The organism is Haliscomenobacter sp., assembly GCF_965225875.1.
Taxonomy (GTDB): Bacteria; Bacteroidota; Bacteroidia; order Chitinophagales; family Saprospiraceae; genus Haliscomenobacter.
On record NZ_CBDDBS010000002.1, the window covers coordinates 593,468 to 618,758 of the forward strand.

Here is a 25,291-nt window from a genome sequence, read left to right on the forward strand (position 1 = left end):
AGGATGTTGGAGGAAGGTAAGTACAAATGCGATGAAATCCTAATAATAATCGTTAGAATCATCAATCATAAAATAAAAAACCGCCAACAAGTAAGGTGTACTTATTGGCGGTCGAAGGGGTTGTAGTTGGTCGATGTAATTAACTAAGGAAAGTACTTATGTAGTAAATTAATTATTTCATTTGAAGTCTCCGTCAGGGCTTGTTTCATGGCCAAAGAATGGTCGTATACTGCCGGCCGTTCACTTTCTGCGGAATGTACCGATTCATAATGCGCCCAATTGTCTTGAGTTACTTCTTTTACAATGGTTTCTTCAAATATCAATTGATTGGATTGAGGATCAACGCCCCTCATGGTTAGTTTTATACGCGCCTTGTTTTGAGGTACAAGCTGGTATAAGTCTTTCCCCGAAGATTCCATAAATTCCTGTAAATGTAAAGTGACTAAAGTAAGGGGCCGGGCCAGGTTTTTTTGTTGTATTTTCTCAATAAAATCCTGCTCATTTTTCCACTCTATATTTAATTTATTTACATCTAGAAGTTCAGTATTTAAAGGCATCTCCCAATTTTGAATGACTCTCTCGAGCACCCCTGAAAGTGGGGATCGGGCATTGTTTGTCGTCCAGTCGCTACTCAGAATAAAGCCATGTCGGACATTGATTCGCTCATTGTTTGCTGTGGGTAGATCGACTCGTTTTGTACGGGTATCGTCTGTGGCTTTTTTGGAGTCAATTGTTTGTTGAGTAGAAGCATGTTCCTGATCGGGTACCGGGAGGAACGAACCTCCCAGTCCCTGATCCTGATGCAGTGGCGGAGTATTGGCGGGATCGGCGTTAACACCGATCACACCAATCGCTGGCATATCATGATAATACAAGCTGGTGAGCAGCAAGAAGCCGATCAGCATAGCTGTACCAATTTTATTCAGTTTTTCAAAAAGCTTTTTATCCGCTTCGCGAATTTTATCAGCTCTTTTTGGGTCATTAACAGGGACAGGGGTCGTTTTGATCCCTTTGCTTTTGTCCTTATCGGCACTGTTGTTTAGATGAGGGTAAACTTTTTGCATATGGTTGTTAGCGTTTTTAGGCTGATGAGCTTGTTTGAGTTTTTAGTTCAATAGCAAATCAAAAACTTTGTCTTTGGCTCCAATGAAAATAGCGGTAATGGCCTCTGAGCTGGTGTTGAGCTGTTCGGCCAATTCCTGAACGGACATTCCGTTGTTGATTCCCTGAAAAACCAACACTTCACGATTGTCCAGATTTTCGCTGAATAAGTCTTTCAATTTGGGCATTTTGAGCTGCTCGTTGGCGTACACACCCGTGATCATTTTCATCACTTCATCGTGCCGTTCGGGGGTTCCAAAAGTGCTCATGACCTTTTCGGCCAGGTTAAAATACATTCCGCGGTACATCTTAAAATACAACAATACTTCGGAAAAGTCTTTCAACAATGCATCCAGATCAAGACAGTTAACCCCATTTTTGCCCGAAACATTCCCGAATTGCTCTTTTTCTTGCAAAAGATTTTCGATATCGGTATCAAAAAAGCGCGACAAGGTGTATAGTACGTCCAGCTTTGGGAAAGAGCGCTGATTTTCGTAAGAGGCCAGGGCCGTTCGGGAAATATCAACATCCTTTTCTTTCAAAGCCATCACCAATTCCTCCTGCGTATAGCCTTGTGCCATTCGTAAGTGGATCAGGTTCTCCGCCAGGTTCTTCTTTAGTTTCTCCTCCAACATTGATACAGTATTGACAGCTTGCCGGAATGTTGTGCTCGAGCGATGTACAATCGTTCAAAGCATTCAGGCTAGCCTGAGCTTTAAACAAGCTTTTACAAAAGTAGGGGTGTTTGACGTAAAAAGCAACATTTGTTAATTAAATTGACATTTTTAATCACAAATCTCACAATTTGACATTTTAGATGACAAAAAGTTTGCGGACTTAAAAATGTCCATTATCTTTGCAGCGTCAATCAGCGCTTGTTTAGCTTTTTGTTGCCAGAACAAACGCTTGAAGAAAACCCGTCCCTAAGTAAAGCAACTCTCATCCGGTTAACCGGTAGCATTTCAATAGGTCGGACACAAATGGAACCAAAACCGCTGGTTTTCAGTTCCATTCGTATCCGGCCTTATTTTTTTAGAGAAAAAGCCGTCTGGTACTTGGCTTTTTACACCACACTGTTGTATCTTTGCGAGCGCTAAAAAAAGACGTAGCGTTTTTCATCAAATCGGGTAATTAGCTCAGTTGGTTTAGAGCGCTGCTTTGACAGAGCAGAGGTCACAGGTTCGAGTCCTGTATTACCCACGAGAATGGGTGTGAGCTTCGTTGCCTGCGGCTCGAAGCGTGTGAGTTCCAAACTTCGTTTGGAACGTGTGGGTGTGGGTGTGTTGGGGCAACCCTAGGTGCTTGCCCAGTCAGACCAAATTTAATGGACTAAAACGACAGGACGTGTTTGATTTTGAAAAATTGGAAGTGTATCAGGAAATGCGGGGGGTAAACCTCAAAGTGCTCAAACACTTGTTTACCCAAAAAGCCGACCTCGATCCTTACCTCCAGGACCAATTCAAACGCGCCAGCCTTAGTGCGCTGCTCAACCTGGCCGAAGGAACCGGCCGCATGACCAGCCCCGACAAAAAGAAATTTTACATCACGGCACGTTCTTCCGTTTTTGAATGTGTCGCGATCTTGCAAATAATGTTCGATACCAATGCCATAGAGAAAAGCCTCTATGATGAGTTGTATACCGGCTTTGAAAAAATTTCCAGAATGCTGTTGGGCATGATTCGCTCGATGGAGTAAACTGGTGGTTTTTTCAAATCCAGAGATTGGGCAACCACTTAGGGTTGCCCCAACACACTCACACTCTTCAAACGAAGTTTGAAGATCACACTCACACCCACACACTATTTTCGGGATGTGGCGCAGCCCGGTAGCGCACACGCCTGGGGGGCGTGGGGCCGCAGGTTCAAATCCTGTCATCCCGACTATTGATTCTAAAGGGTTTTCGCAGGTTTTGCGAGAACCCTTTTTTTTATCGGTGCAGATATAGTGCAGAAAATCAAAGATTCGTGGGCAAAAATACACGGTCGTACATCCACCCTGTCAGGTCTAAAAGTACATCATTTTTCTGAGATTTCCGATACCCTCAACCAACCAAAACCTTCCCTTTTACATTAATCTTGCCTATAATCTTGGCTATAAATCGGCTTATAAGCTTTTCTTTTGATTATCAATCCCCTACCCTTTCTTTTCCAATTCAACTAACTTCGTAAAACATTCTTCTTTCTTTCCCGGCGATATTCCTCCAGGAAAGGAAAATGTTTTCTCCAATTTGGGAGAGGGGTTTAAAAAGAAAGTATTCAGTGAGGGGTTCAAACAATGATTGGCTACTCAATTCTTTGAGGACGGAATCGATCACGTTTTCATACTCAAATATCCAAAGTATTCGATACCCTCTTTGAAAATCATAGCGCTTGTTCACTGCTCCAGTCAGCATTGCTTCAGCATGTTTGACAGCTTTTTCGATGGACTTTTTGGCATTACGACCTCGTTCAAGCTCGACCAGGAATAGTTCATTTTGTATCGTACTATGCAACATAAAGGTAATGTCAGGTTTGATAGATGCTGCTCCTTCCATCTCAAAAGCTGTTTTTGATTTTAGGTTTTTCTCTACTCGATTGTTGCCAATGGTGTCAAAATACCGGTCGCAGAAAAGCAACGAAACACTTTCGTCCTTACAAGCCAGGTCTAAGGCAATGTGAAAATCAATGATACTGGTTCGGTGAACTTCGTCTTGGGTATGGGTCAAAATGGTTCCTTTAGGGCAATGAATTTCATGCTCTTCTAAACCGCATAATTCTTTGAGGATTGGTACTGCTTTCTCTGAAAGGTAATGCTTCACCTCCTCGCCCATGCCATGAGGTATTTTTTTAACCATTGGAAGCTTACTCTCACGAAGACCCTTTAGGAGCAAGCTCAAGTTAGAACGATGGCGTTCAATACCAAGCTTCATCATCTGGGTGTAGGTCAGAAATTTATAACGAGCCAATGCTTCAAGAATGCCCATTTGCTTAGGTGAAAATCGCGTTATCATTCTTCAGGGATTATAAGGGTGAAAGGTGGGGTTATTTTTTTCAAATCATCCGGGGGGATTATAACTGGCATTTCAACCTCGTGACCTACATGTTCTTCTAAGGGTTTGTAATAGTTTTGAATCTGGAATTCATCAAAAGCTTTTTCCTCCTCTTTACTCATGTAGTACAACTGAGGATGTTCGATCAAAAAACTTGGTGACTTGAATTTTACTAAGCCTTTATGCCTGACCTTCATAAAAAACTCATATTCCCCTAGCGAAATATCGTGCTTCAGCTTTACGATTTCACGAATGCTTTCAATGTTATCATCTCCACCACCAGCTATTTTGATAGCGGTGTTTTCTATGACGGCTTTTAGTTGAGATTCAAACTGCTCTGGGTATTGGTTAGCTAAGACCAAATGCAAGCCAAAGCCACGAAGTTGAGCTAGGATATACTCCAAGCTACCAGTTGCAAAGTTTTGTGCTTCATCAATGATACAGATGGTATGAGTGTCGCAGTTTTTCTTTCGTTTGCGCACGATGCTTTTGATACTGGCTACAATGAATTTTCCGAAGGTGATTTGACTCATTTCACCAAGGCGCGAAAGATCAAAAATGATAATCTTACCAGAATTCATGGCCGCTTCTAAGTCGAAAGTACTATGACCACCTACGAGGTTATTAAGTGCGGGTGAGTTTAAAATCCTACTAATTCGATTGTGCAATGCTTCACGGGTCTTATTGGTCGGTTTTAAAAAATAATCATCAAAGAGAGGGTCAAACAGCCTGGCTTCTTTGAAAATCTGTTCATTCCCACTGAGTAAATCCAATAGATCGGTAAAAGTTGAGCCTTCTCGCTTTAGCAGAAAATAGACACATTTTTCCATCATGTTCACCATGTTCTCACTTAATTCTCCTCCTTCTCGATCCAATATTTCATCCAACGCTTTGATAAACTGCTCTGCTGCAAAGTTTATATTCATCAATGATTGGTCAGTTACCGCAAAGGGGTTGAAGGTTGGTGTATAACCTTCTTTAAAAAATGGGTCTATGTAGATAACTCGCTCTCGATCTGAATTCAGTTTGAATCTTTTGACGTTCTCTGCCAAACTTCCATGAGGGTCAATAACTACCAAGCTGATGTGTTGATACTGGCTTTGTAAACTATACATGAGCGATTCCAGCAAAACTGATTTTCCTTCTCCAGTGGGAGCCACACAGTACATGTGCATGAAGAGTTTTTTGATCGGGATAACTGCCATTGGTTTAATCGCATCCTGTACAAATACATCAAGAGCTTGGATATAGCCTTGATCTCTCAAAATTCGCAGATAGCCTTCATCAGAAAAATCGTACAGCATAGTCACATCCAAGCGTTGCTTTTCCGTATTTATTCCTCCTCGGTGCCTATTAACTTGGTTAAAAACTGGATAGTAAGGAAAATCCTCAGGTACAATATGCTGGTTAAACAATGCTTTGTATTCATCGAAAGTAAAGCCACGTACTGCTTTGAGTTTTGTGGTTATCATGGTTGGCGCGCCGTGAACATCTACATCCAACTGTATCAATTTATCCAACCTTGCGCACCAAACATTCGTGAAGGCTCTTAGTACTTCTGGTTGAATATCCACTAATTTCCCGATGGGTATCGTGTTCTCCTCTCTGATCAAAGAGAGGAGTTCTTCAATCTCACCAGGACGGATGATTTTACTGAAGAACTCCATAACACTATTGATTTGATTGACGACGAATGATTGAAGCTTCCTGCTGCATTAAATTCATACGCTGTGAAGCGTGGCCGATTTTTTCTTCAGCCATGTGCAATTGATGCGTTAGATCAGACACTTGTTGATTTCGTGAAATGCGCTCTTGAATCCGCTCTTCAACGCGACGCTTATCAGCAAGCATATTATTGAGCTTTCCTTGTTCAAGTGCCACTCTTTGATCAAATTCTTGTCGGAGCATATTCACCCCCATCTTTTCATAAGCAACATCTTTGAGTGCCAAATATTGGTCTTGAGAAATACGTTCAAGCTTCAATGTTGCACTACCTACTTCATTAGCAAAGCCCTGCTTATGGATTGCCATCTGCTGCAAGTTGAGTTGCACTTCCTTTGAAATGGCCTGCATTGATAGCTGGCTTTTTTCATGTAAAATGCTGGCTCTGCTTAGCATTTCTTCTGCTCGAATCTGTCCTCGATCAAAAAGATTACGTAACTGGATCATCTCAATGCCATTCATTTTTACAGCTTGCTGTAACATGCCAACCCGATCTATAATCTTAAGCTGTGCTTGATCAAGGCGTAGGATTTCTTGACCAAATCGAAGGGTTATATCGGAAAATTTCTGAGAGACTTCAGCTTTGAAGTTCACTAAGCACTCTTTTACTAAGGCTATATCATTATGGAAAGAAATTTCCATCTCGTTGAACTTGTGATCCACATAAACTCTGATCGTAATGACATCATTTTTCAAGTCCAATAAATCACGCTGAATTAACAGGAACTTCCCATCCATATCCTGTCGTAGGCCATGAATTTCCTGCTTATTTTCATGTATTTTCATGTCCTGCTGAAAGAACTTTTCATTTGCGGTCTGCTGAAACTCCCGAAATTGAAGCTCTTCTTCCCGCTTGCGCAAGTTGTCCTGGAACTGTTGCTTTTCGTAGTCGTCAGAGGCAGAATATTGGCTATTCACTGGCACACTCCTTTCAGGAGTTCCAAAAATGTCATTCAGAATAGCCGATTTATTCTCCTTTTCTACTCGGAGGATAGCGTTTTGTTCAGCTTGCTCCTTTTCTTCACGAAGTCGCTCATTTTCCAAAGTAACATTTGTTAGAATAGACTCCATTTTGTCCATTCGTTCAATCACTTCAAAGTTTAAAGTTTCGCTCGCAGGCACGTTCAAATCAGGGAAACTAGTATCTGCTTCTTCCAAAAAAGCTTGTTCTTTAGGTATAATTTTCACCTTGTTGGATACTTTGTCCGCAAAGCGGTCAAAAAGCGCGTTGATGAACCCTGTCTTGCGATTGAGTTGGTATATGACATAAAATACAAGGGCAACCACGCCAAGCAATAATGTCACTTTTAAAAGTATCAAAAAGGTCTTAAAGTAGATTATGGCTACTACCCATAGGATAACTGCAATTGCTGCTTTTTCTGAATCTGAGTTGTTTTGATTGCTCATGGCTTTAAAGATTTTATGACAGTACCAGTCCTTGGTGAATACCAAAGAGAAGCACAAAAGACCAGCACTGTCGGTTAGTTATTCTTTGCGATTAGTCAGATAAATGTTCAAAGTAAGAAGGATCAAGTGGCGAAATACGGCCTCCAGCGCATAAGTAGATTGTGCTATCCTGCTTCGTGGCAACGCCATATACCGTGAATAGCGAACAATCATAGAGTTGCTCAGTAGCTGTCCTTCTGGAAATATTTGCTTTTGCGTAGGCTTGAAATTCGGCATCAGATGGTTTTGCCCCAGCAAAGCTCAGTACGCCGTAAACAGCAACACCGCCAAGAATGGGATAAAGAATCCAATTCCAAATAGCCATTCCTTTGACATGTTTGATTGACTCAAGGTAGGCAGGCAGGTTCATGTTGATCCACTGAAAAAACGAATCAGGGGTAACCCTTAGCATGATAATACCGAATAGGTAGAGTGAGCCGAAAGCATAAACAAGTTGAAGTGCCTCAAAAAGCCCTGCAAAGAAATACACTTCTGGTATTGATAGATATAGCGCTACAACAAGGGGCGCTAAAATGCTAATCAAGACGGCAAAGTATCGTACTGCTTGAAGGTGAATGTACCTGGATAGGACTACTGCTCGATTGCGTTGTGTGTGGTTGCAAGTAGTGCATAGGTATGCATTCTGGTTCATTTGTTCGCCGCAGAATTGGCATGTTTTCATGGTATTATTGTTTGTGTCCTTGCGAAAAAACATACGAAGTATATTTCACTTCAGCACAGGACGTGAATGAATAATTATTGATGGTTCCGATCTTAGTTGAGGCTTGATGATCCCTTCAATGCAAATGTGCAAAAGCTTGTTTATCAAACAAATACCTTCTGCTATATTTTCGGAGTTTCAGTGAAATTTTTCAGAGTTTGGCAAAGTTGGCTTGACTCCTCGGAGTTTTTTCGGAGTTTTTTCGGAGTTTTTGGCTATTTACAATGGGTGCAAAAAGCATTGCCAAAAAGCTCAAATCCTTGTATGCAGTTGTATCCCGTTCCTTAAGTGGGGGTGGGCTATTTTCAAAACAATAGTGTAGCTTATTTTTAATCTATTGACATTTAGTTTTAAAAATGTAGCATTCATTGAACAAAAAATCAGTGCTATGACTAAGTTTTTAGTACCTACTATCTTAATTCTTTTCCTACTTCTCGTTCTTTGCTTTTCACTTTTACTTCTATCCTTTCGTGGACAAACAAAACTTCGAAAAGAGATACAAAAATTATCGGTGAGAGCAGATAGAAAACAAAACTTTGACGAATCTAATTTCAATGTTTTAGATAAGCGTCTTAGTCGCTTAGAGAAGAAAAATAGGAAAAAGAAAAATTCGAGCCGCTAGGGTTACCTAGAAGGCTCTTTTTTTACGATCAGGAATGTAATTGTTCAAAACTTCAATAGCTCTAGCTCTATGCTTGTTTGTAAATTTTATTATTAAGTCATTATTACATTTAAGCCTAACATGTTCGTCCGTCCACTCTAACACATGAATTATGTTCACTACATAAGACCTATGGACTTGCAAAAAGTAACTATAAGGTAATAATTTTTCATATTTAATCAATGTGCCAAAAGCCAGAAGTTTCGTCTCCTTTTCATATTCATTGACAACAAAGGAGACATAGTCATCTTCTTTTTTGTAGTATAATATGTCTTCATGTTTTACATTGTTGGAACAAACAATAATCTCATTATTAGCGGCATGATCATAGAACTCTTCAATAATGCTTCTGTTTACTGAAGATTCTTTTGGCAAATTAGACGAACCTTGGTCAATACCGTCAGATAGAAGTGTTTCACTTTCTATTAAGTCTTCTTCCATAGCTTCAGCTTTATCTCTGCTCGACCCATTCCATGATTTCATAAAAAAGTACCCGATTACTAAAGCAAATGGTAAGCCCCAAAAGAGAATATTCCAAGATTTAGATTTTTTTTCAGGGGTAACAACTAAACTTTCAGTGCTTACGTTGTTGGGGTTAAAATCCCAAGGGTGTTCAATTGGTCTCCCGCCATTTAATTTAGAGTCAAAAACTTGCCTACCAATTAAAGATAAATGTCTTTTTTCTCTATAACTTAACGTATCTCTGACAGCAGTATAAAGCCCCAAATATTTATAAGCCTCTTCTGAGTTACCATTCCAGTCATTTACCTTACTCCTAATAAAGTAATATGCTCCTAAATTTTCCAAATCAAGTACGTCTGAATAGTATTTTGAGGAAGGTAAACTTCTATCGCTTTCAATTACCTTAAAAAAACTCTTTACTTTTTCTTTGTTGCCATTCTTAAGGTACATTTGGCATAGTCCGATAAGGCAATTTAGCCTTTCAAGCTTATCATCATCAGTATAGAGCTTCAACGCACTTTCCAAATAAAAAGAAGCAGGGTTATACTCGTTGATGCTAAAACGATACATTCCCATAGCAAAATACGCATCTGCACTTGGGTTTTTATTTTTGCCTTGGCCTATTTCTAATGCTTTATTTAGATAAAGGAATGCAGAGTCATGTAAATTCATTTTTTGAAATGTCTTACTGATCTCGATATAGCTTTGTGTTAATCTTGTATCATCCTGTAATCCAACATTCCGGCTAATTTCCCGATGATGATAAAATAAAGCGGCATTGAAGTCATTAATATATCGATATAATTCAGCAATATCTTTCAGGTATATTGGTGGTGCAAGTTCAAAATAATATTGCTCTTCCAATAATTCTTGAGCTTCTTCAAAATATTTGGCAGATTCTGTAAAATCGCCGCTTAACTTTAAGGCTCTTGCAATATCATATGTTGTTATTACCCCCAAAAAATGATTTTTTCTTTCAAAAATGAGCTTATCTTTCATTAAAAATATTTTTTTTGCATATTTTAACTTCTGAATGCCCTCAGCAATTAAGTGCTTTTTAAAAAAATAGGCAGCCCATAAATACTCCAAGTATCCTTTATTTTGTACCAAATCTTCAAATTTAACTTTATATTTAACGCCTAATGTATCATAACACCAAGTATTCTTTTTATCAAGTTGTTTAAAAAACCGATCGGCATTCTTTAGATGCTTTTCCGCTAACTCCAGCTGTTTTTGTTCCAGTTTTTCAAGTATGGAAAATATGAAATTAATGAAAGTAGAACAACTATCATTATTTTTAGTCATTTCACGCCTTAACAAATCCATCGGTATAGAGTCTTCTCTTACCGCAGTTTCATAAAAGTCTATCAGCTTAGGCTTTAATTCTGTTTGAGCAAAAACATTCCCAACAACAGAACTTACTGCCAAAAGAATACAACAAAGGAATAATTTCATAACTCTAAAGCTTAGTAACTAAGGCATATTGATTTTTCAAATGCCCTGAGGACATATTTTTTAGATATTCTAAAGCTTTACCCAATCTCCAGAAAAGGCGAGCTAAATGCTCGCCAATTCTGAAAATCTACACGGACGGAAGAACTTGTCTCTTTCGATTCCAAGTCCAAACCTATCCCTGAAACTTTCCAACTCGTGTAAACTAAAGGTACCTCGCTCGTTTTCGATGCCGATGACATAACCAAAGAAAATCTGACTTTCCTCATCATACTCAGTCGGATACCGTGTTCGGACTGAAGCAGGATGAAAGAATTTGCAAATGATCTGCGGATCACGTTCATTCGACTGATCGCCAACTTTGCGAAATTTTGCTAAAATTTCCTTTGTAAGAAGTTTCATGGTAGTATGGAAAAGAACTAAAAATGCGGACTTCCAACCGCATGTGAAAGATAGGAGGTTTTGATAAAAAAACTCTTATTTTCTACTGATTTTAAAGGATTTAAAAGAGTTTTTTAAAACTGTAAAAGTATTGTAAAAATATCTTAAAAAACCTTGTATATACTGCGATTTTCAATAAAATGGACGGGTTGTAAAGTTTTAAATTTCTTTTTTAAACCTGTAAACCCATGACTTTCGTTCTTCCAAGGGACTTATCAAACAAGTTTTCAATCTCTTTACAAACGGTTTACAACTACCTTTCCAAGCATGGTAGCAAAATCCGCACTAGAACCGAACATTGAAAGACTTTTATCGATTTGGAAGACTTTACAAATATTTTACAAAACCGTTTAAAACCTTTTGAAAACTACATTGAAGAACCAAGCAATAAAGCGGATATTCAACAGGTTGAAAACTTTAAAGCAGGTTTTGAAAAAATGGAATTGGACTATACCCTAGCATTGCAAAGATCAGATGACCTCGAAAAATACAACATCAATCTTCAGGAACAACTCTCCAAGTATGCGATACTGCTTACTGAAGAAAAAGCCGAAAAGAAAGAAGTCATTGTAAAGTACGATACACTTCAAAATGAGTTTCACGAAAAGGTAGAATCACTTTTCCGCGAAAAAGCCCTTTTTGAAAAAAGGTACTTTCTTTTATTGGGCTTCCTCATTCTCTTGATCATTTTTATCGCTCGGACGGTATTGCCCCCAGTGTTCGGTTTGGAGCAATAAAAAAATGATGAGAAAACCCAGTTCTCACCGTGCAAAAAATTTCATTTTTGAACGTTCTGCATCACCGCCTTATATTTTCCCACCTTCTGTATCGTACCCTGCAATTTTCAAAAATTCGTCAAAGTCGTAAGCCATTTTTTCAAGATACCTATGTGCAAGAAAATTGATCCACTGTATCTGGATCAGATTTGAGTCCAATCACTTGGATTCCAAAACCCTTTTATGTAGGGGGCTTTTTTCAATTTCGGCTAGGAATTCGGCTTTCAAAGTTGCGGTTTCCTGATCATTTAGTTTATCGAGCACATTGGCCACTGCTTGTGTTTTTTGCCTTTCAAACTGCTTTAGCAGTTCTTTTCTTTTAAGCGCCCACTCCTCTGCTTGTTTTTCGGCGATGGCCTTACCTTGTTTCTTGTGGCTCTGTATTTTATCGAATTCTGTTTCCTGGGGTCTGAAGTCAACCTCAAATGCTTTCATCAAGTAGGCCGGAATATTGCGGATGTCTTTGCCGTTTTTCAACTCCTCTTCTATGACCCTAATGTTGGCAAGGATGTAGTCCTCATCGTGCTTTTCCAACAGCTCTTTGGCCTTTGATTCCTTGATCCCCATTGTGTTCAACTTGTGCAGAATCTCTTCATTGGTCTTTTGTTCGGTTTCGTAAGGAGCCATACCACTCACTCTGAACACAATAGCGGATATTCTTCTTCCTTCATTTTCTAAGTCGTAAACCACCTTCAGATCAGTTTTTTCGTTGATTTCCTGTACAGCGGTATCAATGATCCTCTTCTTGAGCATGGTGAAAATCTTGTACTGTTCTGGTTCTATCCCCACCAGTTTTCTGAAGTTATCTACCTCGATACGAATTCTGCCAATATTCTGGTAGTCCTTCAAAATCTCATAAAGGGCAAGACTATGCTTGCTGTTCAGTCCTCTCCAGATAAACATGTTCAGCTTGACGTACATGGATGGTCTTTTGATGGCCTCCAGGATCGGAGTTGGGAATTCAAAATGGACTTTGGCGGTATTGCCCCTCCTCTGCCCAACGATTTTTACCAGGGACAAAAAGGGAAATGCTCACCATTCGTACTTCTCTTTTCCCAAAATGTTATATTCGATCACCAGGGAAACCAATGCTTTAAGTGCCAGCTTCAGTTCATTGTTGTCATTGCGGTTGATTCCTGAAAGTTTTTTGATAATACCTAGGTCAATGCTGAAACTCCTCTCCTCTGGGTTGCGTTTCAACTGGTCTTTTGCAATCCAAATCAGGGAATTGATTGCTTTTCTTTGCTGCAATGTGGTTACGTTGTTCATTTGTACCAAGCTACTGTGCTTCTTAATTTCCATTACTGCATCACTTTCCTCAAAGAGCGAAATCTGCCTTGTAGTGTCCATTTTGAGCGGTTCAAAATAAAATAACAAAACCTTGTGTGCTGTTATGTTATACTAGTCGTTCAAAAATTCAAGAGATTTTTCGGTTTCCCAATTTGTTAGGGTAGTGCAAAATTAAATACCCAATTTGTTATAAAAAGGGGGTAAAGAAATACCCAAAATGTTAGGGTCAAATACCGGATTTGTTATAAAGCAGGGGAGTCCAAATACCCAATTTGTTATGATAAATACCCAAGATGTTATGATTGTGCGGAGAAACGCCAGTGCTAGAGCAAGTTTTGCGGAGCTAAACAATTAAACATTTGTTATAAACATATACAAACACTACAAAACGAGTAGAGGAGTTGTTGCTTTTGATTTTTTTTCTTCAAAAAAAGCCCTCCGGTCAATACCGTTAGGCTCAATGGTTCATTTTACTTCCTCGAAAACTTCCTCGCAGTTTACACATTGAATTTGCAGCGCTGGTCTTCCCCATACGTTGACCTGACAACCAGGGCAAGTGTATTTCGTCTTGTTCTGACTTGGTGGCCGTAATTTGCGTAACCTGGCTTTCTTTGCATCCTCTGTGCCGTCGCCGTCTTCATCTTTTCCGTTGCTTCCCTCGATCAGTCTTTTCATCATTTCGCCCTCCAGTGAGGTGAAAGGTAAAATGTAGATTTTTGGCATTTTTTCAAATGCCTGTTGATACCTTCCCCCTTCCTCCATGTAGTGAGTCATGGCCTGACCAGTCTCGTTCCCTCCAGGTTGCCCAGTGTGGGAGGGGATCAGGCCAATCTCCCGCATTTTTCGCGCCCATTCTTTGTTGTGGTAGCCACTACGTGATGGCTCTCCAAATTCCCATTGCCAGAGATGTACCATCTCATGGACAAGTGTGGAAAAAATTAGAATGGGTGTTCTGTACAGGGTAGTGGGAGTTAAACTGATTTCATGGACTCCAAATTCTTTGTCCTTAACGTGTTTCCATCGTTCTGGAGCCATAAAACCATGAGTCCCTTTCAGCCTCGAAAAGTTCAAAATACAACCCGGAAGCTTGTTTTTGAACAGTACCCGATTGAAGTACTTATATGCCCCGTTTAGGGCATTGAATTGTGCCTCAGTGGGTGTGGGTAGTGATTTTTGTTTTTGCATGGACTTGGATTTTGAGTTGTGTAGTACGCTACAAATCCATAGTCAGTCGAAACCAAAAATCAATTGGATTAAATTATTGACTCTGCTGAAATTCAACCTATTATAACAAATTGGGTATTTGCTTTTAAACTTTTAAAGTGCTTTTAAAGCATAAAAAAGCCTTGATAATTACATTATTGAGAGTATAAGCGAAACATTTTTATCCTTTGTTCCGTATGAAGAGATTCGATGAACGAAACATTCTCAAAAAGAAGGTGAATAGCCTTAAAGATGATTTGTTTGTAAAACCCAGAGAAATTCGGTTTGCACAATTAGGGGTCAACGTAGGGAATGAAGAAGATGGAAAAGGCAAAGCTTTTAAAAGGCCAGTATTGATTCTTAAAAAGGTCTGAAATATGTTTCTTGTAGCGCCGATGACCACCAAAGGAAAAGATAATCGGTTCTATTATGCCTTGCCAGAGTCTTACTTTAATTGACCTTCTCGTGTGATACTGTCTCAAATAAGAATGATTGATAAGAAAAGGCTAACCCATAAGTTGGTAATTTTGGAAGAAGGCGATTTTAATCAGGTAAAAGAAAAACTTAAAGCATTGGTGCTTTAAGTTTTTTGTTTGCTCTTCCCTGAACTTGTCAGGGAGAGAATCCCGAAGGACGTTTGTGCCATCAGTATAGTCAAATGAAATTGCTTGTCAAGAGATTGTGAGTTTTACACCCCTTTTAAAACTTTAAAACAGTTTGAAAACGTCTACTAAATGGGCAAAAATGCTATCTTTGTAATCCTTTAAATTATAAAAAATCTTCATGCAGTCTACCAAAATTACGCTCTCTCAACTGGAATCTTTTCTGCTCAAAGCCGCCGACATTTTGAGAGGGAGCATGGATGCCTCTGAATTTAAGGAGTATATATTTGGTATGCTCTTCCTAAAGAGGATGAGTGACCAATTTGAACAACGGAGAGCAAGATTGCGCACCCAGGATTACCAACACCTGGACAATGTTGTACTCGATAGCATCCTGGACAACCCTGTTACCTATGGCGAAACCTTCTTTGTGCCTGAAGAAGCAAGATGGAGCAAAATCCGCTACTTTCATCACAATGCAGGAGAGCAGTTGAACCAGGCATTGGCAGCCTTGGAGGATGCCAATGATTCATTGAGAGGGGTGCTAAAGGACAACATCGACTTCAACAAAACAAAAGGGAACAAGCGTGTCATTCCTGACAACAAGGCCAAAGACCTGATAGACCACTTTGATAAGATCAAACTTACCAATGATAACTTTGAGTTTCCTGACTTGCTGGGGGCAGCGTATGAATACCTCATCAAGTACTTTGCGGATAGTGCCGGAAAGAAAGGCGGGGAATTTTATACTCCAGCACAAGTTGTTCGTTTGTTGGTGCAACTGGTAAAACCACAAGCAGGAATGGGTATCTATGACCCAACCGCTGGTTCTGGAGGTATGCTGATCCAATCCGCTCAGTTTGTAGAAGAGCAGGGACAGAATGCACGCAACCTGACCTTAGCCGGGCAGGACAACAACGGTACGGTTTGGGCGATTTGCAAAATGAATATGATTTTGCACAACGTTTTGGATGCTGACATCCGTTTGGGGGATACTGTCGAAGACCCACAACATACTGAAGGTGGTTCGCTCAGAAAATTCGATTGCATCATTGCCAACCCGCCGTTTTCACAGAACTATTCCAAAGACAATATCCAGTTCCCAGCACGTTTCCGTTATGGCTATGCGCCTGAGACGGGTAAGAAAGGTGATCTGATGTTCGTGCAACACATGATAGCTTGCCTTAAAGACAATGGTAAAATGGCCTGCATCATTCCACACGGTGTATTGTTCCGTGGGGGGGCTGAAAAATTGATCCGTGAAAAGATTGTACAAGATAACCTGATCGAAGCGATCATTGCCTTACCTCCTTCTTTGTTTTACGGAACGGGTATTCCAGCTTGTGTGATTGTGATCAACAAAAACAAACCGGATGCTTTACGCCACAAAATCCTTTTTGTAAATGCGGATGCTGAGTATGGAGAAGGGAAAGCCCAAAATTTCCTTCGCCCGGAAGACACTGAGAAAATTGATACTGCTTTCACCAAGACCCTAGAAATACCGAAATACTCGCGTTTGGTGGATTTGAAAGAGATTGAGGCCAATGATTTCAACCTCAACATTCGCCGCTATGTAGACAACACACCTGACCCGGAGCCAGAAGATGTGACCGCACACTTGATCGGTGGTGTTCCCAAAAGTGAGGTAGCTACCCAAGAACCTTTTTACCACAAATTTGGCTTAGAGAAGGAGGTATTCTTTCAAGAAAAAAATGCCAAATATTTTGATTTTAAGTCTGACCTGACCGAAAAGCAAAACATCAAAGAGCGCATCGAAGCTCATCAAGGAGTGGCCGCAACCCTGGAGCGTTTTCGCCAAGAAACCAACCTTTGGTGGCAAGAGGCAAAAGAGGATTTTATTGGACTGGAGATGGACAATAACCTGCCCAAAATCAGAACGGAACTCTTAGACAGCTTTCAAAACAGGCTTGTTCCTTTGGCACTCTTTGACAAATTCCAAGTAGCAGGGATTTTTGTAAATTGGTGGCAAGCCATCAATTACGACCTCAAAACCATTGCTTCTTATGGCTGGAGTGTAAACCTCATCCCGGATGAGTACATCAAAAAAGCTTTCTTTCAGAGAGAAATGGATGAGCTTGATGAGTTGGAAAGTAAGGGTTCAGAGCTTGAAACCACCTTGCAAGAGGCAATGGAAGAGGCTGAAGTAGAACCCGAAACCGATGATGAGGGCAATGAAAAGAACCCTACTGTAAAGTACGTTACAGATACGCTTACCAATGCAGCCAATGACTTGCTAGGTAATTTTGTAAGTTTTGAAAAGAAGAAAAAACTCAGTGCAAAAGACCTAAAATCGCTGGCGGGCAAAGTGCCTGAAAAAACATTAGCAGAAGCATATTCACTATTAGAATTGGCTGAACGCATTGCAAAAACGGATACCCAGATCAAGTCCATAAAAAAGGAACAGAAGGAAAAGGAGAATCGTTTGGAAGACTTGGTGGATGCCAAGAAATACGGTTTAGACGGTTTTCTTACCCATTTGGACAACTTGATCATTTTACGTGAAGCGGAAAAAGCGGCAGCAGACAAGGACAAAGAAAAAGACAAGTACCAAAAGCAGGTGGATTTTCTACGTTCTAAAAAAGGGCTTGCTGTTGAATTGGTAGCGGCCATTGGTGAACCGATTGCGGAAGAACAAGCTCGTGAACTCATTTTGCAAAAACATCACGATCTCATGCAAGAGCAATTGGAACGTTATTTAAATCGTGAAAAGCGTAACTGCCTAGCAATGATTGAAAAACTATGGAATAAGTATTGTACGAGCAGGAATGCATTAGAAGAAAACAGAAATTCAGTTTTGTCGAAGCTGAATACTTTTTTAGTAAAACTCAATTACTTATGATAGAAGATTGGAAAACGTATACGATTAATGATTGCTGTGAAATCTTGGATAACCTCAGAGTTCCATTGAATTCAGAGGAAAGAGAGAAAATTCAGGGCAACATACCTTATTATGGTGCAAATGGGGTGCAGGGCTACATAAGTAAATTTCTTTTTGATGAGGAGTTAATTTTGATGGCTGAGGATGGTGGAAACTTTGATCAATTTGCTACAAGACCAATCGCTTATAAAATCTCGGGTAAGAGTTGGGTTAATAACCATGCTCATGTCTTAAAAGCAAAGAATGGATTCAATCAAGATTTTATCTTCTATTCTATCGTACATAAAAATATTTTATTCTTCATTCAAGGGGGAACAAGATCGAAGTTAAATCAGTCTGACTTAAAAAGTATCAAACTAAAATTCCCGAAATCAAAAGACGAACAATCACTTATTGCAACTATCCTTATCACAATAGACCAAGCTATCGAAAAAACAGAACAACTCATCGCAAAATACGAGCGCATCAAAATAGGCTTGATGCAAGACTTACTTACTCGTGGCATTGATGAGGAGGGAAATATTCGTAGTGAGGAGACGCATGAGTTTAAGGATAGTGTTTTGGGGAAGATTCCGAAGGAGTGGAAAATAGTGAAATTTGAAAGTATAGCATTTCCGATTGATGCACAGCCCGATCATAGGACACCAAAGGAATCTCCTGATGGAATCCCCTATATTGGGATCAATGACGTTGATGAACATGGCACAGTTGGAAATAATTGTCGTAAAGTAATCATAGAAGCCTACTTGAAACAGAAGGAGAGTTTTACTATAAGGGAAGGAGATATTATTTTTGGTAAAATAGGGACAGTTGGCTTTCCCAAAAGACTGAAAGAGCAACAGGTAGTCGCTATTAGTGCAAATGTTATTCTTCTTAAACCGTTGATTGATCCATCTTTTGTGTTTTGGTTGTTGGAGTCAGAATACGTCAAAAGACAAGTATTAAATACCGCGCACTCAACCTCCCAGGCTGCTTTTGGTATGGAAAAAATCCGTAACCTGATAATCGCATTGCCTTGTGAAAAGGAATTTAAAAAGATAGGTGAAATTATTGACAAACAACAAGAATGCCTTCAAATGGAGAAACAAAATCTTGCTAAACTAAAAGTTAAAAAAACAGGTCTTATGCAAGACCTTCTCACTGGAAAAGTACGTGTAGATAAATTAACGTTTTACAATTCAAAAACCATATAGAATGAACAAAGGAAAGTTAATTGAGCAGATAACAGCAATTATAGAGGATACTCTTCAGGGAAATGAAAAGGTAAAGATTTCCCATGATGTTATTCTAAAAGACGATACAGGAAATGATCGGCAAATAGATGTGTTAATTGAATATTTTGAAAATGAGAGATTTACTTTTAGAGCCATAATTGAATGTAAAGAAAAAGGTAGAGATGGAGTTGAAATTAATCAAATGCATGCTTTTGCTTCTACCTTTCGGAGTCTTCCGCAAGTTCAAAAAGCCATTTTCGTTTCTACAAACGGTTTTCAAAGCGGTGCTATCAATATTGCAAAAAAAGAAGGAATTCTTCTTTACAAATTAGAAGATTTGAAGCAAGAAGATATAAGCTCTTGGCACAAAAAAAATGTAAATGTTAGAAAATCCATCAAAAGACAAGAAATTGTAAACTGGAGAGTATTGATGCACGATGAGGATTTGAGAATTCTTGGTGATTATCAAAATTTTACAGTAAGCCCAGATGAAGTTTTACATCAAGATTCAGGCGAAAAGATAGTGATACGGAATTTAATTGAATCTATCTTTCCATATTGGGCTAATCGATTACACAACAGCCTTTTAAACGCTTTAATTGCTGGTCACGAAATTGATAAAGAAAAGTATTTAGATATTACCCCTTTTCAGTTAAAAGATGGGGTACACCTTATAAGGGGAGAAGAGAAAATTCCAATTCGGTATTTGGAACTCAGAATAATGTTTTGGGTTGAATACGAAGATGTTGAACAAACAATTTATAAATTGTATAGAGATCACGAAAATAAAGTGTTAGCAGACATTGTATCCGCAAAAGTTGATTATTCCGAAGTTGGTGTTTATCTAAATCTTGTTGAAAATCCTAGTACCAATGACTCAAGTTATTACTTACTTGACGGTAAGAAGAAAAAAATTAAGTTAGAAGTTGAAAAAGAATATGAAATCCCAGAGAAAGGAGAAAGGTATATTATAATGAAGAACCCAAAATGATTAAAACCAATTTAACATATTCAAAACAGTATGAGCAGCAACCGCCACTACATAGACGAACGTACCTTCGTAGAAGACCCATTCCTCGATCAACTTACAGGTCTAGGCTGGCAAGTGTTACGCCTGAAATCACCATCAGATGGTGTCCAGTATCCAGAAGAGTCATGGAGAGAAAACTTCTCACAGGTCATCATTAAACCCAAGTTGGTAGAGGCATTAAAGTTAATTAATCCTTGGTTACAAGACGACCAGATTGAAGAAGTCATTCGCAAACTCACTACCTATACCGCAGGGAACCTACTGGAGAACAACAAGAACGTGCTGGAGATGCTCCTGGGTAATATCAGCATTGCTGAAAATCGCCTTACTGGCCAAAAGTCTCCCACCGTCAAATTCATAGATTTTAGAAATCGATCAAACAATAGTTTCCTGGCCGTTTCGCAGTTCAAAGTGCGCATTATTGGTACAGAAAACCACATTTACCCAGACATTACCCTGTTTTTAAACGGCTTACCCGTTGCACTCATCGAAGCCAAATCACCCAAAGTCAAAGACCCGATGGGGGAAGCCATCGAGCAGTTGATGAGGTACAGCGAGCAGAGGAGTGATAGCATCCGTGAAGGCAATAAAGAGCTATTCTACTTCAATCAAATCTTGGTTGCCACATGTAGAGATACTGCCAAATTTGGTACGATTACTACCCATGTCGAAAAGCATTTTTACCGCTGGACTGATCCATATCCACTTACAGTAAACGACATCAGTACAGGCTCATCTGCACCCAATGACCAACAGCGTTTGGTGGCTGGAATGTTCAGCAAACAAAACCTGCTCGATCTGATTCAATCGTTTACCTTATTCAAGGCAGACGGTAGCAAAATGTACAAGGTAGTTGGTAGATACCAGCAATTCAGAGCAGTCAAAATGATTTTGGAACGCCTGAAAAACGGCAAAAACCCGAAAGAAAGAGGAGGGATCATTTGGCACACTCAGGGCAGTGGCAAATCACTGACCATGATGTTCCTGGTGCGTGAAATGAAGCAGGACGAGGAGTTGCAGAAATGGAAGATCGTTTTTGTGACGGATCGTACCGACCTGGAAGAGCAGTTGAGTGGAACCAGCGGAACGATTGGATTTACCGTAAAAGTGGCCGAAAGAATCCGTGAATTGAATAAACTGATCCCTGGTGAGACGGCAGACCTCATCATGGCCATGATCCACAAATTCCAGGACAAAAAGGACATCAACTATGGTATTCTGGATGAAATGAATGCCAGCGACCGCATCCTGGTAATGACCGATGAGGCACATAGAACTCAATATTCGGTATTAGCTGCCAATCTGCAAAAGGCCATGCCGAACGCTACCCACGTTGGATTCACTGGAACACCCATTGCAAAAACCGAAAAACGTTACGGTGATTACATCGATAAGTACACCATGCGTCAAGCTATTGAGGACGGTGTGACCTTGGAAATTGTGTACGAGGGTAGAACCCATAATGCAGCCATTACGGACAAAGAGGGAATGAACGCAAAGTTCATCGACGTTTTCCAGGATTATGACCCCAAACAACAGCAGGAGATTTTAGGACATGCCACAAAGCAAGCCTACCTCGAAGCACGAGAAACCATTCAGGCTAAGGCTGAAGATATGGTGGATCACTACGTAGAGCATATTTTTGCGAACGGGTTCAAAGCGCAAATTGTAGCTACTTCAAGAGAAGCGTGTTATAGGTACAAAAAGGCCATCGATGAAGCGCTACAAAAGAAAATTACAGCCCTCAGAGTGTCCAATCCTTACCGTATCGATGTGGGCTTGTTGGAAAAGGTAGAGGCAGATGTAGTAATGTCAGGGAGCAATAACGATGACCCTCACCTGAAGCCCTATACCGATGGGAACAAGCACAAGAACATCATTGAGCGTTTCAAACTAGGGTACACCACCGAAAAGCAGGACGTAGGTAATGGCATGTTGGGTATTGTGATCGTCAACAATATGCTCCTGACAGGATTTGATGCCCCCATTGAGCAGGTCATGTACCTGGATCGTGTTATCGTTGCCCACAACCTTTTGCAAGCTATTGCCAGGGTAAACCGTGTGGGCAATGCAGACAAAACCAAAGGGTTTATCATTGACTACGTTGGGGTAGGGCATCACCTGAAAGAAGCCATCCTCCATTACAGTGACAAAGAAATTGCCGGGGTAGACAGTGACGAAGTAGACGGAATCATTGACTGTTTGAGTAGTGAAGCTGAAGAGATAAACGATCTGGCTCATGCACACCAAGAGGCGATGGATTTTATCAAGAAATACGGCATCGAAGACCTAAATGACTTTGATGCTTTCCACGACTTGTTTTACGATGAGGATACCCGTTTTCAGTTCATCCAATTGTACAAAAAGGTGTCAAAGGCGATGGACGTGGTATTGCCCAACCCCAAAGCATTGGACTATCTGAAAGATTACTTCTGGCTTTCTGAAATCAATGTTCAGGCAGGAAGACATTTTAGGGACGGGCGTATGAGTATGAAAGGGGTATCGGCAAAACTAAGAGCGATCACCGATGAATACCTGATTTCAAGGGGCATTGACCAAAAAGTACCACCACTTTCCATTCTCGATGATGAGTTTTTGGATGAGGTATCCAAGAAAAAAAGGGCGAAAACCAAGGCTGCCGAAATCGAACACGCCATCCGCAGTTACATAGACGAGCACATATCTGAAGACCCGGAATTGTACAAATCACTTGCTGAAATCCTGGAAAAGATATTGCAAGAGAACCAGCACAATTGGGATGCCATTTATGAAGAACTCAAAAAGTTCCTGAAGCAAATCAGGGACGAAGAGAACAAACCTACCTATGGTTTGCACAATAAGAAGCAAGTACCGTTCTTCAGGATTTTTCATTCTGAATTGTACGATACAAAAGAGCTGAGCGAAGAGCAAATTGCTACCTTGGTGAACATGACCCAGCACTTGACCAACCTGCTCGAAAGAGAATTGCAGTTGGCTGGATTCTGGGAGTCACATAGATTAACTGCTCAAAACAGGCTAAAAGGAGAGATTCAAAAGCTACTTTTGTCTCCTGAGAACAGTGGTTTACCGGGTATGGTGCAAAAAGTGTCGGCTTTGGTATCCAGAATCATGGAACTGGCCAAGTCAAACAACGATATTATCCTTTACGCATAGGTTGATGGAAAAAACAGCTTTGATCTACACTACCAAATACTCCGCAAAGAGAAAGACCCTCGGCCTGGTTGTCGAAAGGATAAGTCAGTTGTTGTACTTGCCCCTTCAGGAACTAGTCGGGAAACACTGGATGCTTTTGTGGACAAAAAGAAATTCTGGCTTTTTGAAAAAATCAACTATTCCCCAAAGTTTGGAGAACCCAAACCGGAGACTCCATTTATATCGGGTAAAGCGATACCGTACCTGGGGAAGAATTACAAACTAGACGTTGTACAAGACCCAATAGATGGAATATCCTTCCAGGGCAAGTTTTTGATCTCACAGCAAAACTTGCAAGATGGGAAAGCCATTTTGGAGCAGTGGTATAAGCAAAAAGCAAAGGAGAAAATTGTGCCATTGGTGGAACGATATGCAAAGCAGTTGGGTTTAACGTACAATAACATTCTGATCTCTGACTTGAAATACCGTTGGGGTTCATGCACCTTGAAAGGGAATTTGAACTTCAACTGGAGGTTAATCAAGGCTCCTCAGTTTGTGATTGCTTATGTAGTGGTACATGAACTGGCTCATCTTATTGAGTTGAACCATTCTGAACGCTTTTGGAATGTGGTGAGGATTCAGATGCCGAACTATTTGGAGGCAAAGGAGTGGTTGAGGGTGAATGGGGAAGTTGTGTTTTGAAATAGGCAGATTAACAAGAGCTTGACATAAAGCAGATAAAGGATAAGTAAAGCTTGACATGCGAACTATTAAAAATACGATTTTAATTCTAAATTAAACACATAATGCAATATTTTATACTTCAAAATCTACTTTTTAAAAGTAAATACATGGCTTATAATACACATGACAAAACGACAATGTGACAGAATGTCAAAAATGTGAAAAAGCCTCATTTCTGTGTCAAAACGCTGCCATTTAGACACAATTTATTTTCTGGCACATTAGTTGTGTGATATTTATTGTTTAAAACAAAATAATTATGTCTAAAATAACATTTTTTCCTTTAGGAAATGCAGACAGTTCTCTGATAGAACTTAGCAATGGGAAAGTAATCCAGATTGATTACGCCGATATGAGAGACCCCAATGACAAAAATGACAAGAGGATCGATCTAAAAAAAGAGCTTAACAGTCGTGTTAAGAAGGATACTTTCGATGTGGTTTGTTTCACCCACTTGGATAATGACCATATTAAAGGAAGCTCTGAATATTTTCATCTCTTGCATGCCAAAAAGTATCAAACAGAAGGTAGAAAGAAAATAGCCGAAATGTGGGTTCCAGCCTCTGCTATCTTGGAGGATGAATGTGAGGAAGAGGATAGAATCATTCAAGCTGAAGCGAGGTATAGATTTAAAGAGGGAAAGGGGATAAAAGTGTTTTCAAGGCCAAAAAAGCTTAAAGATTGGTGTAAAAACAATGGTGTTGATTTTGAAGCTAGGCGTCACTTAATTGTTGATGCAGGTACAGTGATTAATACCTTTTCGCTGACAAAGGACGGTGTAGAATTTTTTGCTCAAAGCCCCTTCGTGTCTCATATTGATGGCAAAGAAATTGATAGAAACGCATCTGCGATTACACTTCATCTTACTTTCAATAATAGTAAAAAGACCGAAGTTGTTTTTGGTGCTGATATTACTTGGGATGTCTGGAGGGACATTATTCTCGTTACCAAGAATAAGGGGAACCAAACTAGATTAGAATGGGACATTTTCCATATTTCGCACCATTGTAGCTATACCGCACTCTCTGAAGAAAAGGGAAAAACTAAAACAGAACCTGACGAAGAGATTAAATGGATGTTTGAGGAACAAGGTAGAAAAGGTGGATGTATTGTTTCTCCAAGCAAGCCTATCCCTTCAGGTTATGATGATACTCAGCCACCTCATAAACAAGCTGCAAACTATTACTCCGATGTAGTAGATGAGCTTGAAGGGGAATTCAAAGTGACTATGGAGCATCCCAATGAAAATACTCCTAAACCTATGGTTTTTAATATTTTGGCAAATGGTGGCTTTGAACTAGAGAAAGCTGTTGCAAGTGCAAGTGTTTTTATTGGTGCCAAAGAGCCTCCAAGAGCCGGGTAATTCT

The 25,291-nt window shown here is 39.9% G+C and carries 20 protein-coding genes and 2 tRNA genes; 11 read left to right on the forward strand and 11 right to left on the reverse strand.

Annotated elements, in window-relative coordinates:
- Positions 1-143 precede the first annotated feature (143 nt).
- Complete coding sequence (locus ACO08K_RS05310; protein WP_421795361.1) at positions 144-1,064, reverse strand: hypothetical protein; 921 nt, start codon at positions 1,062-1,064, stop codon at positions 144-146.
- A gap of 42 nt (positions 1,065-1,106) precedes the next feature.
- The gene (locus tag ACO08K_RS05315) at positions 1,107-1,736 is read right to left on the reverse strand and encodes a helix-turn-helix domain-containing protein (protein ID WP_421795362.1); all 630 of its coding nucleotides are present in this window, start codon (positions 1,734-1,736) and stop codon (positions 1,107-1,109) included.
- A gap of 490 nt (positions 1,737-2,226) precedes the next feature.
- Between ACO08K_RS05315 and ACO08K_RS05320 the strand changes: the two genes are divergently transcribed.
- The 3 genes from ACO08K_RS05320 to ACO08K_RS05330 all read left to right on the forward strand — a co-directional run bounded on the left by ACO08K_RS05320 (position 2,227) and on the right by ACO08K_RS05330 (position 2,981).
- Positions 2,227-2,301, forward strand: a tRNA-Val gene (locus tag ACO08K_RS05320).
- A 144-nt stretch (positions 2,302-2,445) separates the two neighbouring features.
- Complete coding sequence (locus ACO08K_RS05325; RefSeq protein WP_421795363.1) at positions 2,446-2,796, forward strand: four helix bundle protein; 351 nt, start codon at positions 2,446-2,448, stop codon at positions 2,794-2,796.
- Between the two features lie 111 nt (positions 2,797-2,907).
- Positions 2,908-2,981: transfer RNA gene (locus ACO08K_RS05330), tRNA-Pro, on the forward strand.
- A 272-nt stretch (positions 2,982-3,253) separates the two neighbouring features.
- Here ACO08K_RS05330 and ACO08K_RS05335 read toward each other — a convergent pair.
- The 6 genes from ACO08K_RS05335 to ACO08K_RS05360 all read right to left on the reverse strand — a co-directional run bounded on the left by ACO08K_RS05335 (position 3,254) and on the right by ACO08K_RS05360 (position 10,995).
- Positions 3,254-4,090 carry a hypothetical protein gene (locus ACO08K_RS05335; RefSeq protein WP_421795364.1) on the reverse strand — a complete coding sequence of 279 codons (837 nt, stop codon included), beginning with the start codon at positions 4,088-4,090 and terminating at the stop codon, positions 3,254-3,256.
- Positions 4,087-5,796: a type IV secretory system conjugative DNA transfer family protein gene (locus ACO08K_RS05340; RefSeq protein ID WP_421795365.1), complete on the reverse strand. Its 1,710-nt coding sequence runs from the start codon at positions 5,794-5,796 to the stop codon at positions 4,087-4,089. The genes ACO08K_RS05335 and ACO08K_RS05340 overlap by 4 nt, the downstream gene beginning before the upstream one ends.
- A 4-nt stretch (positions 5,797-5,800) precedes the next feature.
- A complete protein-coding gene (locus ACO08K_RS05345; RefSeq protein ID WP_421795366.1) occupies positions 5,801-7,258 on the reverse strand; it encodes a hypothetical protein in 1,458 nt (485 codons plus the stop codon).
- A 91-nt stretch (positions 7,259-7,349) separates the two neighbouring features.
- A complete protein-coding gene (locus tag ACO08K_RS05350; RefSeq protein WP_421795367.1) occupies positions 7,350-7,841 on the reverse strand; it encodes a hypothetical protein in 492 nt (163 codons plus the stop codon).
- Between the two features lie 805 nt (positions 7,842-8,646).
- The gene (locus tag ACO08K_RS05355) at positions 8,647-10,596 is read right to left on the reverse strand and encodes a LytTR family transcriptional regulator DNA-binding domain-containing protein (RefSeq protein WP_421795368.1); all 1,950 of its coding nucleotides are present in this window, start codon (positions 10,594-10,596) and stop codon (positions 8,647-8,649) included.
- A gap of 102 nt (positions 10,597-10,698) precedes the next feature.
- Complete coding sequence (locus ACO08K_RS05360) at positions 10,699-10,995, reverse strand: DUF2958 domain-containing protein (protein WP_421795369.1); 297 nt, start codon at positions 10,993-10,995, stop codon at positions 10,699-10,701.
- A 356-nt stretch (positions 10,996-11,351) separates the two neighbouring features.
- On the opposite strand from ACO08K_RS05360, the gene ACO08K_RS05365 reads away from it, so the two are divergent.
- A complete protein-coding gene (locus ACO08K_RS05365) occupies positions 11,352-11,771 on the forward strand; it encodes a hypothetical protein (RefSeq protein ID WP_421795370.1) in 420 nt (139 codons plus the stop codon).
- 198 nt (positions 11,772-11,969) lie between these two features.
- Here the strand turns inward: ACO08K_RS05365 and ACO08K_RS05370 are convergent, their stop codons facing one another.
- From ACO08K_RS05370 to ACO08K_RS05380, 3 genes are all read right to left on the reverse strand, one after another.
- On the reverse strand, positions 11,970-12,731 hold the full coding sequence (locus tag ACO08K_RS05370; RefSeq protein WP_421795371.1) for a replication initiation protein: 762 nt from the start codon (positions 12,729-12,731) through the stop codon (positions 11,970-11,972).
- Positions 12,732-12,842: 111 nt separating this feature from the next.
- Positions 12,843-13,160, reverse strand: a complete 318-nt coding sequence (locus ACO08K_RS05375) for a RepB family plasmid replication initiator protein (RefSeq protein ID WP_421795372.1) — start codon at positions 13,158-13,160, stop codon at positions 12,843-12,845.
- Between the two features lie 405 nt (positions 13,161-13,565).
- Positions 13,566-14,285 (reverse strand): SprT-like domain-containing protein, encoded by a 720-nt coding sequence (locus ACO08K_RS05380; protein ID WP_421795373.1) that lies wholly within the window; start codon positions 14,283-14,285, stop codon positions 13,566-13,568.
- 485 nt (positions 14,286-14,770) lie between these two features.
- On the opposite strand from ACO08K_RS05380, the gene ACO08K_RS05385 reads away from it, so the two are divergent.
- From ACO08K_RS05385 to ACO08K_RS05415, 7 genes are all read left to right on the forward strand, one after another.
- Positions 14,771-14,887 carry a type II toxin-antitoxin system PemK/MazF family toxin gene (locus ACO08K_RS05385; RefSeq protein WP_421795374.1) on the forward strand — a complete coding sequence of 39 codons (117 nt, stop codon included), beginning with the start codon at positions 14,771-14,773 and terminating at the stop codon, positions 14,885-14,887.
- Between the two features lie 199 nt (positions 14,888-15,086).
- Positions 15,087-17,765: an N-6 DNA methylase gene (locus tag ACO08K_RS05390; protein ID WP_421795375.1), complete on the forward strand. Its 2,679-nt coding sequence runs from the start codon at positions 15,087-15,089 to the stop codon at positions 17,763-17,765.
- The gene (locus ACO08K_RS05395) at positions 17,762-18,997 is read left to right on the forward strand and encodes a restriction endonuclease subunit S (RefSeq protein WP_421795376.1); all 1,236 of its coding nucleotides are present in this window, start codon (positions 17,762-17,764) and stop codon (positions 18,995-18,997) included. Before ACO08K_RS05390 ends, ACO08K_RS05395 begins: the two co-directional genes overlap by 4 nt.
- Position 18,998: 1 nt before the next feature.
- Positions 18,999-20,009, forward strand: coding sequence for a restriction endonuclease (locus ACO08K_RS05400; protein WP_421795377.1), 1,011 nt, complete (start codon positions 18,999-19,001; stop codon positions 20,007-20,009).
- A 30-nt stretch (positions 20,010-20,039) separates the two neighbouring features.
- Positions 20,040-23,201 carry a type I restriction endonuclease subunit R gene (locus ACO08K_RS05405; RefSeq protein ID WP_421795378.1) on the forward strand — a complete coding sequence of 1,054 codons (3,162 nt, stop codon included), beginning with the start codon at positions 20,040-20,042 and terminating at the stop codon, positions 23,199-23,201.
- A 126-nt stretch (positions 23,202-23,327) separates the two neighbouring features.
- Complete coding sequence (locus tag ACO08K_RS05410; RefSeq protein ID WP_421798291.1) at positions 23,328-23,882, forward strand: M48 family metallopeptidase; 555 nt, start codon at positions 23,328-23,330, stop codon at positions 23,880-23,882.
- Between the two features lie 301 nt (positions 23,883-24,183).
- On the forward strand, positions 24,184-25,287 hold the full coding sequence (locus tag ACO08K_RS05415) for a hypothetical protein (protein ID WP_421795379.1): 1,104 nt from the start codon (positions 24,184-24,186) through the stop codon (positions 25,285-25,287).
- Positions 25,288-25,291 lie beyond the last annotated feature (4 nt).

What these genes read in the sequence shown, in the direction of transcription:
- ACO08K_RS05310 (WP_421795361.1), bottom strand. Translation starts at nt 1,064, where the DNA reads ATGCAAAAAGTTTACCCTCATCTAAACAACAGTGCCGATAAGGACAAA.
- ACO08K_RS05315 (WP_421795362.1), bottom strand. Translation starts at nt 1,736, where the DNA reads ATGTTGGAGGAGAAACTAAAGAAGAACCTGGCGGAGAACCTGATCCAC.
- ACO08K_RS05335 (WP_421795364.1), bottom strand. Translation starts at nt 4,090, where the DNA reads ATGATAACGCGATTTTCACCTAAGCAAATGGGCATTCTTGAAGCATTG.
- ACO08K_RS05340 (WP_421795365.1), bottom strand. Translation starts at nt 5,796, where the DNA reads ATGGAGTTCTTCAGTAAAATCATCCGTCCTGGTGAGATTGAAGAACTC.
- ACO08K_RS05345 (WP_421795366.1), bottom strand. Translation starts at nt 7,258, where the DNA reads ATGAGCAATCAAAACAACTCAGATTCAGAAAAAGCAGCAATTGCAGTT.
- ACO08K_RS05355 (WP_421795368.1), bottom strand. Translation starts at nt 10,596, where the DNA reads ATGAAATTATTCCTTTGTTGTATTCTTTTGGCAGTAAGTTCTGTTGTT.
- ACO08K_RS05360 (WP_421795369.1), bottom strand. Translation starts at nt 10,995, where the DNA reads ATGAAACTTCTTACAAAGGAAATTTTAGCAAAATTTCGCAAAGTTGGC.
- ACO08K_RS05370 (WP_421795371.1), bottom strand. Translation starts at nt 12,731, where the DNA reads ATGTACGTCAAGCTGAACATGTTTATCTGGAGAGGACTGAACAGCAAG.
- ACO08K_RS05375 (WP_421795372.1), bottom strand. Translation starts at nt 13,160, where the DNA reads ATGGACACTACAAGGCAGATTTCGCTCTTTGAGGAAAGTGATGCAGTA.
- ACO08K_RS05380 (WP_421795373.1), bottom strand. Translation starts at nt 14,285, where the DNA reads ATGCAAAAACAAAAATCACTACCCACACCCACTGAGGCACAATTCAAT.
- ACO08K_RS05390 (WP_421795375.1), top strand. Translation starts at nt 15,087, where the DNA reads ATGCAGTCTACCAAAATTACGCTCTCTCAACTGGAATCTTTTCTGCTC.
- ACO08K_RS05395 (WP_421795376.1), top strand. Translation starts at nt 17,762, where the DNA reads ATGATAGAAGATTGGAAAACGTATACGATTAATGATTGCTGTGAAATC.
- ACO08K_RS05400 (WP_421795377.1), top strand. Translation starts at nt 18,999, where the DNA reads ATGAACAAAGGAAAGTTAATTGAGCAGATAACAGCAATTATAGAGGAT.
- ACO08K_RS05405 (WP_421795378.1), top strand. Translation starts at nt 20,040, where the DNA reads ATGAGCAGCAACCGCCACTACATAGACGAACGTACCTTCGTAGAAGAC.
- ACO08K_RS05415 (WP_421795379.1), top strand. Translation starts at nt 24,184, where the DNA reads ATGTCTAAAATAACATTTTTTCCTTTAGGAAATGCAGACAGTTCTCTG.